General features: G+C 63.7%; 17 protein-coding genes. 10 read left to right on the top strand and 7 right to left on the bottom strand.

Features of this window, described 5'->3' with window-relative positions:
• Nucleotides 1-113 precede the first annotated feature (113 nt).
• Together HR9077_RS02925 and gpmI are read right to left on the bottom strand one after the other, a co-directional pair.
• On the bottom strand, nt 114-1307 hold the full coding sequence (locus tag HR9077_RS02925; protein WP_244612996.1) for a murein hydrolase activator EnvC family protein: 1194 nt from the start codon (nt 1305-1307) through the stop codon (nt 114-116).
• 7 nt (nt 1308-1314) lie between these two features.
• On the bottom strand, nt 1315-2889 hold the full coding sequence (gpmI, locus tag HR9077_RS02920) for a 2,3-bisphosphoglycerate-independent phosphoglycerate mutase (RefSeq protein ID WP_136064955.1): 1575 nt from the start codon (nt 2887-2889) through the stop codon (nt 1315-1317).
• Between the two features lie 239 nt (nt 2890-3128).
• Between gpmI and HR9077_RS02915 the strand changes: the two genes are divergently transcribed.
• From HR9077_RS02915 to HR9077_RS02905, 3 genes are read left to right on the top strand one after another with little or no spacing between them, the layout of a single operon-like run.
• A complete protein-coding gene (locus HR9077_RS02915) occupies nt 3129-3548 on the top strand; it encodes a rhodanese-like domain-containing protein (protein ID WP_136064953.1) in 420 nt (139 codons plus the stop codon).
• A gap of 54 nt (nt 3549-3602) precedes the next feature.
• On the top strand, nt 3603-4094 hold the full coding sequence (secB, locus tag HR9077_RS02910; RefSeq protein WP_136064951.1) for a protein-export chaperone SecB: 492 nt from the start codon (nt 3603-3605) through the stop codon (nt 4092-4094).
• Between the two features lie 27 nt (nt 4095-4121).
• A complete protein-coding gene (locus tag HR9077_RS02905; protein ID WP_136064949.1) occupies nt 4122-4850 on the top strand; it encodes a 16S rRNA (uracil(1498)-N(3))-methyltransferase in 729 nt (242 codons plus the stop codon).
• A 342-nt stretch (nt 4851-5192) separates the two neighbouring features.
• Here the strand turns inward: HR9077_RS02905 and HR9077_RS22435 are convergent, their stop codons facing one another.
• Both HR9077_RS22435 and HR9077_RS21990 read right to left on the bottom strand, forming a co-directional pair.
• Nucleotides 5193-5513: a LysR substrate-binding domain-containing protein gene (locus HR9077_RS22435; RefSeq protein WP_458692905.1), complete on the bottom strand. Its 321-nt coding sequence runs from the start codon at nt 5511-5513 to the stop codon at nt 5193-5195.
• Between the two features lie 28 nt (nt 5514-5541).
• Entirely contained in the window at nt 5542-6006 is a 465-nt protein-coding gene (locus HR9077_RS21990; RefSeq protein ID WP_280178401.1) for a LysR family transcriptional regulator, read from the bottom strand.
• 267 nt (nt 6007-6273) lie between these two features.
• Here HR9077_RS21990 and HR9077_RS02895 point away from each other — a divergent pair, with 267 nt between their 5' ends.
• Nucleotides 6274-7095 (top strand): hypothetical protein, encoded by an 822-nt coding sequence (locus HR9077_RS02895; protein ID WP_136064947.1) that lies wholly within the window; start codon nt 6274-6276, stop codon nt 7093-7095.
• Nucleotides 7092-8714, top strand: a complete 1623-nt coding sequence (locus tag HR9077_RS02890; RefSeq protein ID WP_136064945.1) for a toxin-antitoxin system YwqK family antitoxin — start codon at nt 7092-7094, stop codon at nt 8712-8714. The genes HR9077_RS02895 and HR9077_RS02890 overlap by 4 nt, the downstream gene beginning before the upstream one ends.
• Nucleotides 8715-8863: 149 nt before the next feature.
• Here the strand turns inward: HR9077_RS02890 and HR9077_RS02885 are convergent, their stop codons facing one another.
• Nucleotides 8864-10216 carry a WG repeat-containing protein gene (locus tag HR9077_RS02885; RefSeq protein WP_136064943.1) on the bottom strand — a complete coding sequence of 451 codons (1353 nt, stop codon included), beginning with the start codon at nt 10214-10216 and terminating at the stop codon, nt 8864-8866.
• A 487-nt stretch (nt 10217-10703) separates the two neighbouring features.
• Between HR9077_RS02885 and HR9077_RS02880 the strand changes: the two genes are divergently transcribed.
• The 3 genes from HR9077_RS02880 to HR9077_RS02875 all read left to right on the top strand — a co-directional run bounded on the left by HR9077_RS02880 (nt 10704) and on the right by HR9077_RS02875 (nt 12237).
• Entirely contained in the window at nt 10704-11354 is a 651-nt protein-coding gene (locus HR9077_RS02880; RefSeq protein ID WP_280178400.1) for an IS5 family transposase, read from the top strand.
• Nucleotides 11355-11371: 17 nt separating this feature from the next.
• A complete protein-coding gene (locus HR9077_RS22295) occupies nt 11372-11590 on the top strand; it encodes a transposase (protein ID WP_458692904.1) in 219 nt (72 codons plus the stop codon).
• Between the two features lie 251 nt (nt 11591-11841).
• Nucleotides 11842-12237, top strand: coding sequence for a nuclear transport factor 2 family protein (locus HR9077_RS02875; RefSeq protein WP_136064941.1), 396 nt, complete (start codon nt 11842-11844; stop codon nt 12235-12237).
• Here the strand turns inward: HR9077_RS02875 and HR9077_RS02870 are convergent.
• The gene (locus HR9077_RS02870; RefSeq protein ID WP_136064939.1) at nt 12232-12411 is read right to left on the bottom strand and encodes a CopG family antitoxin; all 180 of its coding nucleotides are present in this window, start codon (nt 12409-12411) and stop codon (nt 12232-12234) included. The genes HR9077_RS02875 and HR9077_RS02870 overlap by 6 nt on opposite strands.
• 79 nt (nt 12412-12490) lie before the next feature.
• Nucleotides 12491-13795 carry an MFS transporter gene (locus tag HR9077_RS02865; protein WP_136064937.1) on the bottom strand — a complete coding sequence of 435 codons (1305 nt, stop codon included), beginning with the start codon at nt 13793-13795 and terminating at the stop codon, nt 12491-12493.
• 258 nt (nt 13796-14053) lie between these two features.
• Between HR9077_RS02865 and HR9077_RS02860 the strand changes: the two genes are divergently transcribed.
• Both HR9077_RS02860 and gshB read left to right on the top strand, forming a co-directional pair.
• Nucleotides 14054-14809, top strand: a complete 756-nt coding sequence (locus tag HR9077_RS02860; protein WP_136064935.1) for a CvfB family protein — start codon at nt 14054-14056, stop codon at nt 14807-14809.
• A 73-nt stretch (nt 14810-14882) separates the two neighbouring features.
• Nucleotides 14883-15560, top strand: a 678-nt coding sequence (gshB, locus tag HR9077_RS02855) for a glutathione synthase (protein ID WP_136064933.1), incomplete at its 3' end; no start/stop codon positions are given.

Below are 15560 nucleotides of genomic sequence, written 5' to 3'. Positions count from 1 at the left end.
CAGTGCTACCCGCGAAGGCGCAAGGCCGTTGCCACCCGGGGTCGATCCTCGGCAAGCCCCCCATAGATCCATTTATGCCAGCCCTGTACATCGATACCGGGCGGGGGTGAGTGTCAGCGCTGGCTGATCCAGCGCCGCGGATCGATCGGCTCGCCGTTCTTGCGTATCTCGAAGTACAGCGCCGGGTCGCTGCGCCCGCCGCTGGCGCCGACGGCGGCGACCGTCTGGTCGTTGGCCACGGGGGCGCCGACGGCCACGTCGAAGCGCTGGACGTGCGCATACAGCGACATCACGTCGTCGCCGTGGTCGATGATCAAAAGATTGCCGAAGCCGCGCATCCAGTCGGCGAACACCACCCGGCCGGCGTGGATCGCCTTGATTGGCGTGCCGGCGGCGGCGGCGATCACCAGGCCGTTGCGGTCGACCCCCTCGCCGCTGCCGTAGGCCGAGACGATCCGGCCCTGTACCGGCCAGGGCAGGTCGCCGCGGGTCTTGTCGATGGCGGTGGAGGGCGGCGGTCGGTCGAGCCGCTCGAGCTCCTCCCGGATGCGCGCGAGCCGCCGTTCGGCCTCGCTGCGCGCACTGGCCAGCGCCCGTTGGCGGCTTTGCTCGTCGCTGTAGCGCGCGTCGAGCTTGGCGACCAGCGCTTCGCGCTCCCGCGCCTGGCGATCCAGCGCGCTGCGCTGTTCGGCGGCCTCTTCGACCAGCTCGGCGAGGCGCTGGCGGCGTTGGTCGAGTGTGGCGCGGGTCTCGGCGAGCCGGGTGTCGAGTCGCGCCAGTTCGTCGAGCTGGCGGGCGCGCGCCCGGGAAAGGTGATTGAGGTAGGTCTGCAGGCGATCGAGCCGTCCCGGTTCGTCCTGGTTGAGCAATAGCTTCAACTGCGGCGAGTTGCCGACCCGGTAGAGCGCGTCGAGCTGCTTCGCCAGGGCATCGAGCTGCTCGCGGCGCCGTTCGCGCAGGGCCTCGCGGCGGCTCTCGAGCTCGGCGATCTCGCCGTCGAGCCGGCGCCGTTCGTCTTCCAGCGAGGCCAGCCGCCGGTGCAGCTCGGCAAGCCGGGTCTCGACCTTGGCGAGCGCCTCGCTGGCGTCGCTGCGCGCTTCGCGGGTCGCCGCCAGGCGCTCGCCGAGTGCCTCGAGATCCTTGCCGAGCGCATCGACACGCGCCTCGGCGGCCTGGGCGTCGTCCTTGTCGACGGACTGCGCCGTCGCGGCCGGCCCGCCCGCCACCAACAGCACGGCGCCGGCCACCAGGGCCAGCGCCGTATCTCGAATGGCGCGCGCGGCGCCGCTCAGCGTGCCGACAGCCACCCGCCGGTCAGCGGTAATCGACCAGCACGTTGCCGGTCATCTCGTCGGGGATCGGCTCGTCCATCATCGCCAGCAGCGTGGGGGCGAGATCGCACAGCCGGCCGTCGTCGCGCAGGCTGGCCTGGCGCCGGGTGACGTAGATCAGCGGCACCTCGAAGGTGGTGTGGGCGGTCTGGGGATTGCCGGTCTCGGGGTGCACCATCTGCTCGGCGTTGCCGTGGTCGGCGGTGACCAGGCACTCGCCGCCGGCGCGCTCGATCGCCTCGACCACCCGACCCAGGCAGACGTCGACCGCCTCGATGGCCTTGACCGCGGCGTCGAAATCGCCGCTGTGGCCGACCATGTCGCCATTGGCGTAGTTGCAGACGATCAGGTCGTAGGTCCCCGCATCGATCGCCGAGACCAGCGTGTCGGTGAGCTCATGGGCGCTCATCTCGGGCTTCTCGTCGTAGGTCTTGACGTCCTGCGGCGACGGGATCAGTTCGCGGTGCTCGCCCTCGAACTCGGCCTCGCGGCCACCGGAGAAGAAGAACGTCACGTGGGCGTACTTCTCGGTCTCGGCGATGCGCAGCTGGGTCATGCCGCGCTTGGCGACCACCTCGCCGAGGGTATTGACCAGATCGCTGGGCGGGAAGGCGCAGGGGGCCGGGATGTCGGCGGCGTACTGGGTCAGCATCACCAGACCCTCGCCGGCCAGCCGCGGCCGCGCCCGGCGCTCGAAGCCGCTGAAGTCGTCCTCGACGAAGGCGCGGGTCAGCTCGCGGGCGCGGTCGGCGCGGAAGTTCATGAAGATAGCCGCGTCGCCGTCGGCCATCACCACCGGCTCGCCCGCCGGGCGCACGCTGGTGGCGGCGACGAACTCGTCGGTCTCGTCGCGCTCGTAGGCGGCCGCGAGACCCGCTTCGGCGGACTCGGCGACGTGCTTGCCCTCGCCTTCGGTCACCACCCGGTAGGCCTGCTCGACGCGATCCCAGCGGTTGTCGCGATCCATGGCGAAGTAGCGCCCGACGATCGAGGCGACGAAGCCGTTGTCGGCGCCGACCAGCTCGGCGAGCTTGGCGTTGGCGCGTTCGAGTGACGCCTGGGCGCTCTTCGGCGCGGTATCGCGGCCGTCGAGGAAGGCATGAATGTAGATGCGCTGGGCGCCGCGTGCCGCGGCCAGCTCGGCCATGGCGAGAATATGGTCCTCGTGGCTGTGCACGCCGCCCGGCGACAGCAGGCCGAGCAGGTGCACGGCGCGTCCTTCGGCCACTGCGGCATCGATCGGCTGGGTCAGCGCGGTGATGTCGGCCAGCTCGCCATCGGCGATCGCCTTGGTGATACGGGTGAAATCCTGGTAGACGATGCGGCCCGCGCCGAGGTTCATGTGGCCGACCTCGGAGTTGCCCATCTGCCCGTCGGGCAGGCCCACGTAGCCGCCGTCGGTGTGTATCAGGCCGTGCGGGTAGCGCGACTTGAGCGAATCCATCACCGGCGTGTCGGCGGCGGCGACGGCATTGTGTTCGGTCGACTCGTTATGGCCGTAGCCATCGAGGATGATCAGCGCTACCGGGCGCGGGCGGGAAGCTGTGGCATCTGCCATGTTGGGGCCTCGTGTCTGCTGTGGCGAAATTGGCCGGTGGCCTGGCTGCACCAGCCTCCGGGCTTCGCGACTCACGTCTCCTGATGGCATCATACCGTAGCGCATGGGCGGGCGTCACAAACCCGCCGCGCTCGACGGACGCATCCGCAACGCTTGTGTATACTGGGCGCCGCCCGTACGCGCGGGCCGATTTCAACCGAGCTATCAACTAGCGCTATCCGGCAGAGTTACCCAGACCCATGATCGATCAGTTGTTCGAATTCGTGCAGAACCACCCGCTGCTGGTGGGTGCCTTCGTGGCGGTGCTCGCCGCCTGGCTGGCCTACGAGGCCAAGACCGGCAACCATGGTGTCGATACCGGCGAGGCCACCAAGCTGATCAATCGCGACGACGCGGTGATCCTCGATATCCGCGACCCCAAGGAGTTCAAGGCCGGGCGCATCGCCGGTGCCCGCAACATTCCCCAGGGCAAGCTCGACGAGCGCCTCGGCGAACTCGACAAGTTCAAGGACAAGCCGATCGTGGTGGTCTGCAAGCAGGGCCAGTCCTCCGGCGCCGCCGTCACCAAGCTGACCCAGGCCGGCTTCGCCCGTGCGCTCAAGCTCAAGGGCGGCATGGCCCAGTGGCAGGCCGACAACATGCCGGTGGTCAAGAAGTAGCCGGCGCACCCGCTTCATCGGATACCCCCATCAAGAGATCCAAGAGAACGAGTTATGGCAGACGACAACAACCCCCAGGCCGCCCAGGGCGACGAACAGCCGCAACTGCAATTCTCCCTGCAGCGCATCTACGTCAAGGACATCTCCTTCGAGTCGCCCAACGCGCCGTCGGTCTTTCAGCAGCCGTTCAAGCCCAAGGTGAGCCTGGATCTCAACACCACCAGCGAGCAGGTCGGCGAGAACCTCTACGAGGTGGTGGTCAAGGTCACCGCCCAGGTCGCGCATGCCGAGAGCGGCACCACCTCGTTCCTGGTCGAGGTCGAGCAGGGCGGGCTGTTCCGCATCGCCGGCCTGGAAGGCGAGCAGCTCGACCACACCCTGGGTGCCTTCTGCCCCAACGTGCTGTTCCCCTACGCGCGTGAATGCATCGACAACCTGGTCAATCGCGGCAGTTTCCCGCCGCTGATGCTGGCGCCGGTCAACTTCGAGGCGATGTACGCCCAGAAGAAGCAGCGTCAGGCCGAAGGCAGCGAAACCACCCAGTAAGCCAGTGACCAGTAAGGCGACACCGCGATGAGCGCCCCGCGCATCCATCTCGACGCCACGCTCACCACCGGCGCCGAGCTGACCCTTCCCGAAGGCCCGGCGCGCCACGTCGCGGCGGTGCTGAGGTTGCGCGAGGGCGCGGCGTTGACGCTGTTCGACGGCCATGGCCGGGAGGCCGCGGCCGTGCTCGTCGAGGCTACCCGCAAGCGGGTCGTCGCACGCATCGAGGCGGTGACGGCGGGGCGCGGCGAGTCGCCGCTGGCGGTGCATCTGGGCCAGGCGATCTCCAAGGGCGACCGCATGGACTACGCCATCCAGAAGGCCGTCGAGCTGGGCGTGGCGGCGATCACCCCGCTCTACACCGAGCACGGCGACGTGCGCCTGAAGGGCGAGCGCGCGGCCAAGAAGCTCGCCCACTGGCAGGGCGTGGCGAGCAGCGCCTGCGAGCAGAGCGGGCGCGCCACTGTCCCCACGATTCACCCGCCGCAGGCGCTCGGGGAATGGCTGGCCGGCCGCGACGACGCGTTGCGGCTGGTGCTGCACCCGGCCACCGACACCACCTGGCAGCAGGCCGGTGAGATCTCCAGCGCCGCGTTGCTGATCGGCCCCGAGGGTGGCCTGTCCCCCGCCGAAGTCGACGCCGCCACGACCGCCGGCTTCACCCCACTGACCCTAGGCCCGCGCATCCTGCGCACCGAAACCGCCCCCGTCGTCGCCCTGACGTTGCTGCAGCATTATTTCGGGGATTTGGGATGATTGGTAGATTAATCCTCAGGGTGTATAGCCGGCCGTGAAGATCTCCCGAAGCACCTGCGGCACGATCAAGAACGGAACGGTTGCACGTCCCTGACTAAACCGCGCGGTTGCCGCTAGCCGCGATGTGCCGAACGATGACCTAAGTCGTTTGCATTCCGCACCGTGCCAAGACACGAGATGAAAGAGATATCGCATCGCAATCAGTATCGTGCAAAACAGCCTTAACTTAGCGCTATTTTGGTCTTTCCCGTATTGTTCTTAACGCCGGGCCTGGATCGCTGGCCCGCAAGCCTTCCGGCTCGTTTGCCAGTTGAGCCTGTGCTGTTTTGCCGAGTGCATCAATTAACCAGCCAAGGAATGCGCGTTTACGAGCATCGGAGTCGATAGACGAGGGCGACAGTAGCCAATAGGACGAACCGTCGGCGATGAAGCCCATGGGGCAACGAGCTCACCTGTCTCAATCTGGTCGGCGACCATGTAGATCGAGCCCATGGCAAAGCCCAGCCCGGCACGTGCAGCCTGGAGACTGAGATAGAAGTGCTCGAATTCGAGTTCTCGATCGATGCTCGCGGTCTGTCGAAAGCGAGACCGCCATGGGGTCCATGCCGATGGCCGTGATGTCGTTTGGAGTATCGTCTGCCTTGCGTTGGCGGAAGCCGGCAGCCCAGGTGAAGCAACAACGCCGGTGAGTTCATCCGCGACGCGGTAGGTGAAAACGTGGCCCCCATTCGAAATCGTCCCGACGTAGCGCCAGATCGATTGAGGTCGCCTGGAAATCCATAGGCCCGCCGGCAGCGAACAGATGGAGCGTGATGTCGGGATGCTGGGCGTAGAAATCTGGCAGCCGGGGGATTAGCCACTGCATGGTGATCGTGGGTTCGCATGACACTACTAGCGGCGTGTTGGACGCGATGGGCTGCTCGAACGTGGCCAATGCGCTTGAGAGCGTATCGAAAAGGCTTTGACTCACGCGATACAGCTCAGTGCCTTTGGCCGTCAGTCGCACTGAATGGTGTTGGCGCTCAAAAAGTTGGGCACCGAGCTCTTGCTCCAGATCCCTGATTCGTTTGCTCACTGCGCCGGGCGTTACAAACAGGCGCTCCGCAGCAACTATCATGTTTTCTGCTCGGGCAACCGCCACGAACACACTCAGCATTAACTGCGTAGGGGGTGCAGAAATCAGGGGGTCATTACACGCCCGCTTAGTAGCTTTGTTAGCGGTTGCTAAATTTATAGCCGGCATTCATGCTTGCCGCCATGCCGCAGAGAAAGGAACGATGCCTCTCCGTCTTGTTTGGATCGCAGTCAAGGCATCGATTCCAAAATGCGGCCTGTCGTATTGATCGGTCAATCATAACCAGGCCTCGCCATCCGGGTGGGTTAAGGATAATACGTGTCAGATAGACACTGGATTGGCATCGGTATGATGCTCGCGATCGGGAGCGTCGTCGCTTTATTGGCCATGCAAACTCCGGTTGGCCGGGAAACGGCCGAGGCCAATGCCCCTGATGATAGCGATACAGAGACATCTCGCCCCGATCCCCAGTTTGCGGTGAACCGTGACGGTCCGTCGCCAGCGCTTGAACCGCTGCGCGGTCTGCCGATACCGCCTTCGGGCCCCCTCGATCTGTCCGATGTCGCCACCACAGGCAGCGAACGCAACCGACTGCGTCTGCGTCTACCCGCCGGCTTCGGTGCCTGCGAACTGACCGCCGAGGCGCCGCCGGAAAACGGCCATGCCGTGGTCTGGAAGCCGCGGCTCGGCGAACGCTTCACTCGCGGCCGCTTGATCGAGGTCCCGGCTGGCGAGCAGACTTGGGAACTAAGCACCGACGACGGTCGACGCCAGTATTTCTATGGTGTCGAGGTCGCGACCCATCTGCATTGCGACGGTACGCTGCATTGGCGTAACACTGCGCACGGCGGCGATACGCCCTGGCTGGTCGATGTCGGCCGTCTTCTCGGCCACCGTCCGGATCCCTCTACGCCGGCCGACCGATTTTTCGAGCGCACACGTTTTTTCAATTCGCGCGGCGAGCCGCTGCGACCTATGCGTCGTGATGCCCGGCTCGACGTGGCGCCGGGCGACTGGGTACGCGAACTCGGCGAATCGACGCTGGCTGATTACATGACGTCCGACGGCAACATCCGCTTCTGGGGCCGGGTGAAACGCATTCGCTGGGTCGAGCTGAGCGGCCAACCGATCGAACGACGCTGGCACGACCGATTGGAGAGCTACGAATGAACAATCCGCCGAGGGTCGCGCGTGTCGGCCTGGCCTTGTTACTGCTCGTCGCGGGCAGTGCCCAGGCGGCGACATATTGGCTCGATAAGCAGCTCGATACGGTTGCCCGCGGCCAGGCCCAATACAAGGCCGAAGTAAGCGAGATACGCGCCCAACCCGGCTGGCCGATCACCATCCGGCGCGTAGACGACGGTGGGCTGTACATGGAAAGCTATGTCGACGACCCCAGGCTGGGCGGCGATTACAAGGTTGTCGGGCCGTTCAAGCAATACCGCGATGGCGGCGATCACGCGCTGATCGAAAAAGGCCAACGTTCGGCCGGCGGCGAAACCACCGGCACGATCACCGTCTACGATCGCCAGGGCCGTATCGCCCGCACGGTCGAATACGACCACAGCCAGCGCAACGGCAAGATGCGCGAATATACCGAGGATGGCGAAGTCTACCGCGTTACCGATTATGTCGATGGCAAGATCGACGGCAAGCGCGTGTCCTTTCGCAACGGCATCATCGACGGCGTCGAGCATTATCGTGACGGCCGGATGGAAGGTGCCGCCGAATATTATTATCTCGGCGACAAAGGCGACGCCGACCACGACAAGCCGCCGCTGCGTCTGCGCATTCACTATGAAAACGGGTGTAGGGATGGCTGGGCACGGAACTGGACCCGCCAGGGCCAGATGAAGAGCGAAACGCATTACGCCGACGGCAAGAAAGATGGCGTCGAGCGTTTTTTCTATATCGACGACGATGGCGATCGTCATCTGGCGAGCATCGTTCATTATCGGGCCGGCAAGCTCGTGGGCGTGGCCCGGGATTTCTATCGACACGAGCGCCGGATCTATGCCGACGACGGCAGCCAGCGCTTGATTGAGGAGGCGGATATATATCCGCCAACGGGCAAACCGCTGAGCCGGAAGCGCCAGCTCGGCGAAGGCAAGAACGCCCGCACCGTGACTGAAACCTTCGATCGGGCGGGGTATCTAACCACGCGCGTTATTGATAATCGGCACGGAGGCCGGCGCGTGCTCTATCAATTCGCTGGGGACGGGCGACTGATCGTGCGGCGAGAACGCGTCTACGGGGGCAAGGTCGGTCGCTTCGTCCAGGAAACGTATGGCGGTACGATCGAACGGGGCCGGTACGACGACAACGGCAATCGCACCGGCGAGGTCATCGAAACCCGTAACGGCGAGCTGATCGCGAAAAGCCATTATGTCGACGATGAGCGCGACGGCGCCTATGTGCGGTACGACGAGCAGGGTCGTGTGATCGAGAGTGGCGCGTACGCTAAGGGCAAGCGCAGCGGTGTCTGGCGGATTCACGGCGCCAATCACTACGACCAGATATGGCAAGGCCGCTACGACAACGGGAAGCGCGTGGGGCACTGGGAAGTCCTCGATGACACGGGCCGCCTGCTCGGAGCCGGTGACTACGACGATCAGGGTGAGGAAAATGGCGTCTGGGTGGTCTATGACGACGACGGCCAGTTGAAGAACTGCCCGCGTTATACCCATGGCCAGCGCGGCGATACGCCTGATTTCGACGCCGATGATACGCCCAAGGCCGCCGAATACTGTCGCGACCGCCTGCCGGACTGGGCAGAGCCTAAAGTCTAGGAAGGTGTCACCAGACCCAAGCGACCCTCCCTCCCTATTCCTTGCACCGGCTAGCTACGGGTCAACGACCTTAAGCGCGACTACTTTGCGGCGGATATAGGTCTGGCGCCGAGATACCGAAAGATCCCGCTTTAAGTCCCGGACGCACGCTACGATTCAGTCGCTTGGCAATCGGCATCGAGTCGAGGCGGCCAGATTGTCTCGCCATTGCCATCACGAATCACCTCGACGCCGCAGTCGACTTCCTCTCGGCTTGCCAGTGTTTTGCCGCTTGAATCGATCCATACGAGTTCGTCCAGCGCGTCGATAGGAGTTGCTGACCAGACATCGCCTGTTTGGTAAGTCTGCTCAGCACTCCGCCAAGCCGGGTTTAGTTGCTTGTAAGAAGTCGTCGTCAGCGTCTTGTTGTCGAGGTTTACTAAAATAAAGTGTCCTTTGGAAGTGGTTACCGGGCCGACACCTTCGTAAAACTCACCAATGCTTTGGTAGCGTCCAGGCTCGATTAGCACTTGACCTTGCGTATCAATGAGCATCGGCCGCCGGCGATTGTTCTTGCTAGGCGCTAATACTGTCGAAGTCCCATTAACAAAATCGGGGCGTGTGGCGAAGCCTTCCTCCTCTGGGACGACGACTTCGTTGGTCGTCCAACGGCGTAGGCCGATAAGCCCGGAGCTGGAGGTTCGATACGCCAACATATTGGCGCCTGCGCTCATCATCAACCCTTCTGTAGGGACCTCGAACAGCGTTTGGCCCGAGCGGTCGATTAGCGCGTAGTGATCGTGAGCGGCTTTGAGTAAACGGTCAGGCCCGAGTACATGCAGAGCATAGCGCAATGCCGGCTCGATGAGCGTGTGGCCGTCCCGGTCGATCAGTCCGATGCGTCGCTGCTGAGCTGAATACACATCGGAGCCGACGGGTTGAATCACAGCCATGCCGTCTTTAAAGGCTTGTGCGTCGACGTACTCGCCGTCGAAGGCTGGTTTACCGTTGCGATCGATATAGCGACAGCTGGAGTGGCCGTCCCATGAGCCGCCGATCCAGCGACAGACCGGGGCGCGATCATCCACCATGGGTCCGGCGGTCATATAGATAGGCTCGATTACCCAGTTCCCCTGACGGTCGATGAATCCTTTCTTCTGCCGTGACAACCTGCTCGCAAGTGCGAGGCCATCATGGAACTCACCGATCCACTCGAATTTCGCATCGAACCAAGGCGTGCCGTCGGGGTGCAAAAGCCCGCTTTTATCGTCTCTGATGAAACGCCAGCCGTCGTCGCGGACATATAGTGCCTCATAGCGCGGCGTTACTGCCCATTCGCCGTTACGCTGGAGTAGGCCGCAACGAGTGCCTGAATGGCTGTCCACGCAAATTGGTAGCAGGAGCGGTGGTTCCGATGCGTTGGGCACGTCTGCCCGCGCGGAATTGACGAGAGCGATACAGAGCATGCACAACAGCCACCACATATTACGTATACATGTGCCACGGAAATTTGGTTCCGACATCGTTTATCTCCTCCGGCGAATAATTGAGCGAGTACCGGCTTGGCTGGCCGGCCCGCGAGGTCGAAGCGTAGCACAGTGGTTTTAAAGCGAGGCACGGCCTTAGGACTATTCATGAGCGACGTCTACTAGAGGGTCATAGGATGCTGGAGGGCGTATAGCCGAATATTGGTGATCATCTGGGTGTCTTCGCTCTGGGCACTGAATCTGGCGCCTGAGTTTCGAGCTGCCGGATGTTGTTGCCGCCGAAGCGAACGGTCTCCCCGTTCTCAACGGTCGGTTTTTCCCTATTGGCCTAACCTTGACGCTACTCTGACCTAGGGAAACGCTGCACAAATCCCGGCGCAGCTGCCTGACTGGCTCCGCCGAGGTAGAATCTGACCATCCCGCCACCGTCTCACAGAGCCATACGATCAAGCAGATCTCTTTCGCTCAGGCCGAACACCAGAACAAGAAGAAGGTTACCCGCCGAGAGCGATTCCTGTCCCAGATGGAGACCCTGGTGCCGTGGCAACGGCTGATCGACGCGCTGTCGTCGTCCTATTTCCCGAGCGCGGCGGGCAAGCGCGGCCGACCGCCCATCGGCCTGGAGCGCATGCTGCGGATCTACTTCCTCCAGCAGTGGTATGCCCTGGCGGATGAGGCGCTGGAGGATGCCATCTACGACAGTCAGGCGATGCGCGACTTCGTGGGTATCGATTTGGCATCAAGAGCGTGTCGGATGCGACCACACTGCTGCGCTTCCGCCACCTGCTGGAGAAACATGCCCCGACCCAGCGGATCTTCGAGGAAATCAACGCCCACCTGGCCGAGCAGGGTCTGTTCATGCGCGAGGGCACAATCGTCGACGCCACCATCGTGGCCGCCGCGTCCTCTACCAAGAACAAGGCCGCAGCGTGATCCGAAGATGAAGCAGACCAAGAAGGGCAACCAGTGGTATTTCGGCCTGAAGGCCCACATCGGCACCGATGCGGTCACCGGACTGACCCACAGTGTCGCTGCTACCTCGGCCAACGTCACCGATGTCACTATGGCCGGCGTTCTGGTCCGTAAGGATGACAAGCGGGTATACGGCGACGCGGGCTACACCGGCACGGGGAAGTACCTGGACGAAGAGAAGGATGCCCCGGATTGCCAGTGAGATGGACGACAGCCCCGATGAAAACGCTGCTGCTGGCGATCGAGAAGGCCAAGGCCAGCATCCGCGCCAAGGTTGAGCACCCGTTTCATGTCATCAAGAACCTCTTCAGCTACCGGAAGGTGCGCTACAAGGGGTTGGCCAAGAACCGGGCGCAACTCTTCAGCCTGTTCGGGCTGGCCAATCTGGTGCTGGCGACACGATGCGAGGGCCAAGTTGATTGGGCCAGTATGCCTTGAATCTGGCCTGGCAGCCGGATAACCTGGCTGCCGGGGAAATAGGCCGCCTGTGGTGATCAGTAATTAACCGCTGAGAAGCAGGGATTGCAGCGCTGAGTGCCAAAGGCGCTCGCGATCGAATTGATCAGCGGTTCCTTAGGTCTCCTACCACGCCCGTGGGTGACGCCATAGCTGGGAATCAATCCGCCCGAAGTTCTGCTGGCGCTCCACTCGGCTGCTTGCTCAAGGTACCATATGCGAGAGAAAGAATAATGAATCCAAAGCAACTCGTCTTAGCTTTTTGGGACGCAATGAAAACAAACGACTTTGTGCAAGCTGGCGAGTGGCTAAGCCCTGATTTCGAGGGGGTCTGGCCACAATCAGGAGAATTAATAATAGGGCGTGACAATTTTGTAGCGATAAATTCTTTCTATCCAGCAAACGGCAATTGGCTGTTTAACGTTAACTCTATCGTTTGTGACGGTGCAACGGTTGTTACTGATGTTTCAATTTCTGATGGCGTTCAAAAAGCTAGAGCGATTACTTTTCACACAGTCGAAAATGGCCTGATTAGTAAGCAGAAAGAGTTCTGGCCTGATGATATGGAAGCCCAAGAATGGCGAGCTAAATGGGTTAAAGTTGTGTCAGAAGAGCAAGGCTCACTATAAAGCGTTCAAGGGCCTTTCGAGCGGAGAGGTAGACTTGGTCGATGGCTTCAACTTCGAGAAAGAAGCCTGCTTTGCCTGGCTCCAGTCCACATGGTCGGAAGAGTCGTGACTTTCCCAGAACGCTCGCTCTTCCGCTTCCGTCTTGAACTCAGGCCTCTTTTTTGACTTGCTCATGAACGCCCTCTCCTTGCGGTGCATGTCGCGAGCGGAAATCACTCGAATCAGCGTATTGTTCTGCTTGTCTTCCCCGCGTTTACGCACTGCCCGTGCCGCTCTTGTCGTCTGACTCCGGGTTTTCCGCTTCATCCGCGGCGGGCTCCAGTGGTTCGCCGGTCTCGTCCTGAAGCTGGTGGTCGTAGGCCGCCTGCAGGCCGGGTTCTTCCTCGCTTTCTGCCTCTTCGGTCTGGGCAATGTAGCCGGGGTAAAAGGGCGAGAGGATGGCCACCAGGATGCCGAGAGCCGAGAACATGGCAAACGCCTGGGCGTAGTCGAATGCGTTTACCAGCAGGCCGACGACGGGCGAGCCGGTGGCCTGCCCGAGGGAGACGGCCATGAAGGGCAGTACCGGCCCCATCGACAGCCGGCCCGGCAACAGACGGATGCCGGTCATCAGGTAGAGCCCGGTCAGGCTCATGTAGGCCAGGCCGAAGACCAGCGCCGAAAAGGCCGCCAGCACTGGCTGGCCGGGGCTGGCGGCGAGCAGGGCCAGGCTCGCGGCGAGCATCATCAGCATCAGTGCCTGGGTGATGGGCGGGTTGTTGCGATCGGCCAGGTCGGCCACCACGGCTCCGCCCAAGCCGGCGATGCCCACTGCGAGCCATAGCCACCCGGTGGCGCTGGGGGGCAGGCCGCCGAGGGTGACCGCCAGGTCGGGCGCGAATATCCAGTAGGCGGATGAGACGAAGCCCATCACGAAGGCAAACAACGAGAGCCTGACCAGGCGCGACCACGGCAGTTCGCTGATCGGCGGCGGAGGCGCGGCATCCGCCGGGGTGATCCGCGACACCGAGGGAAGGAACAGCCACGCGGCGACCACGCCGATGCCTGCCAGCACGGCGAAGGAGACGTACGCGAAACGCCAGGCCCCGGCCAGGAACAGCACCGTCGGTACAGCAACGACCACGCCGATGCTGGTCCCCGCGTTCATCACCGAGCTTACGCGCCCATGCAGCGAGCGTTTCACCAGCGCCTGCATGGCCGCGGTGAGCGCCGGCATCATCAGGCCGGTGCAGATGCCGCAGGCGAACACCCCTGCGCCGAGCGACAGCGCGCCGGTGGCCTGACTGATGAGCGCCAGACCGCCGACCCCGAACGCCCCGGAGAGCACCGCCGCGTTGCGGGCACCCAGATAGTGGGTGGTGAGCGGCGCAACCAGGGTGGCCAGCAGGAAGCTGATCAGCGGCAGCGCGCCGATGACGCCGATCGTGTCCGGCGCGAGGCCCAGCTCGTCGCGAATCGGCGGCACGAACAGCCCGAAAGCGAAACGCGCGAGGCCGTAACCGATCGCGATCAGTCCCGCCCCGAGTAGCGCAAACCCTGTGCTCGAAAGTGGCTTCATGCGGTTTCCTCCAGGCGGGCGCCGGCGATTCCGCCCCGTTCCGGCCCCTGTTCTCGCTCCTGCCGCGCGGTGGCCGCTCGTCGATGTTCGGTCCGTTCATGGGCGTTGGTCATTGTGGGCCCCTGCCTACTGGATTCATGGAACAACTGTAGCTGGAGCACAGCAAGCCACACGATAAAGGCCGAAGGGCCGTGACCTTTGCCCGTGTCGCCCTGCGGCGTGATAATGGGCGCCTATCTCTCGTAGGTGATTGCCGCCATGCCCCGCTCCCAGAACCCTTCCCCGCGCTCCCCCGCCACCGGGCGGCGTGCGTCGCCGGACTCGCGCCAGCCGCTTGGCGAGGTCGGCGAGGTGGCGCTGCTCAAGGTGGTCACGGTCAACGCCACCGGGGCCTTTCTCGACTGGGGGCGGCCCAAGGACCTGCTGCTGCCGTTCGGCGAGCAGGACTTCCGCCCGGCGGTCGGCAAGTCGGTGCTGGTGAAGATCAATGTCGACGAGAGCGGCCGGCCGGTGGCCTCGATGCGCCTGGACCGGTTCGTCAAGGACGAGGCCGAAGGGCTGGCGCAAGGCGACGCGGTGACGCTGGTGATCGGCGATCGCACCGAGCTGGGCGTCAAGGCGGTGGTCGATCACCGTTTCTGGGGCCTCGTGTATCACGACGAATACCAGGCGGTGGGTTCGCGGCCACCGCGCCGCGGCGAGCGTTTGACCGGTTACGTGAAGCGCGTCCGCGACGACGGCCGGCTGGATCTGACCCTGCAGCCTCTGGGCGGCGCCCGCCGCGACCTGGCCGGCGAGCGGATCATGGCAGCGCTCGATGACGGCGAGGGCTTTCTGGCGCTGACCGACAAGAGCCCGGCGAGTGCGGTCAAGGCACGGCTGGGGATCAGCAAGAGCGCCTTCAAGCAGGCCATCGGCGGGCTCTACCGGCAGCGCCTGATTCGCCTCGAGGGCGACGGCATCCGCCGCGTGGAGCCCGATGCCGCCTACGACGCTGACCCTGATGCCGACTGAGCGCCGCTTGGTCTTGTGACGGCCGCTACGGCATACTGCCGCAATCATTTCCTACCCATGGAAGACCGTACCGATGAGCGAACGCGCCCTCAGGATCGGGGTGGTGATGGACCCCATCGCCGACATCACCTACAAGAAGGACACCACGCTGGCCATGTTGTGGGCCGCCCAGTCGCGAGGCGCCTCGCTGTACTACATGGAGCAGGAAGATCTCTACCTGGAACAGGGCCGCGCCATGGCCCGGCTGCGCGACCTGAGCGCCTTCCGCGATCCGCAGCACTGGTACGAGCTCGGCGAGCCGCGGGCCACGCCGCTGGCCGAGCTCGATGTGATCCTGATGCGCAAGGACCCGCCGGTCGACAGCCACTTCCTCAACGCCGTGCACCTGCTGGGCTTCGCCGAGCGCGAGGGCGTGCTGGTGGTCAACCCGACCCGCGCGCTGCTCGAATGCAACGAGAAGCTCTTTGCCCAGCAGTTTCCGCAGTGCGTGCCGCCGACGCTGGTGGCGTGCAGCGACAAGGTGCTGCGCGCCTTCCACGCCGAGCATGGCGACGTGATCTTCAAGCCGCTCGACGGCATGGGCGGCACCGGGATCTTTCACGTCCAGCCCGAGGGTCGCAACATCGGCGCGATCATCGAGACGCTGACCGAGCGCGGCCAGCGCCAGATCATGGCCCAGCGCTACCTGCCCGAGATCAAGGACGGCGACACGCGGATCCTGCTGATCGACGGCGAGCCGGTGCCCTACGGC

The organism is Modicisalibacter radicis, assembly GCF_900961225.1.
Classification (GTDB): domain Bacteria; phylum Pseudomonadota; class Gammaproteobacteria; order Pseudomonadales; family Halomonadaceae; genus Modicisalibacter.
Note: the sequence above shows the minus strand (reverse complement) of the source record. Positions and strands in the feature narration are given on the sequence as shown.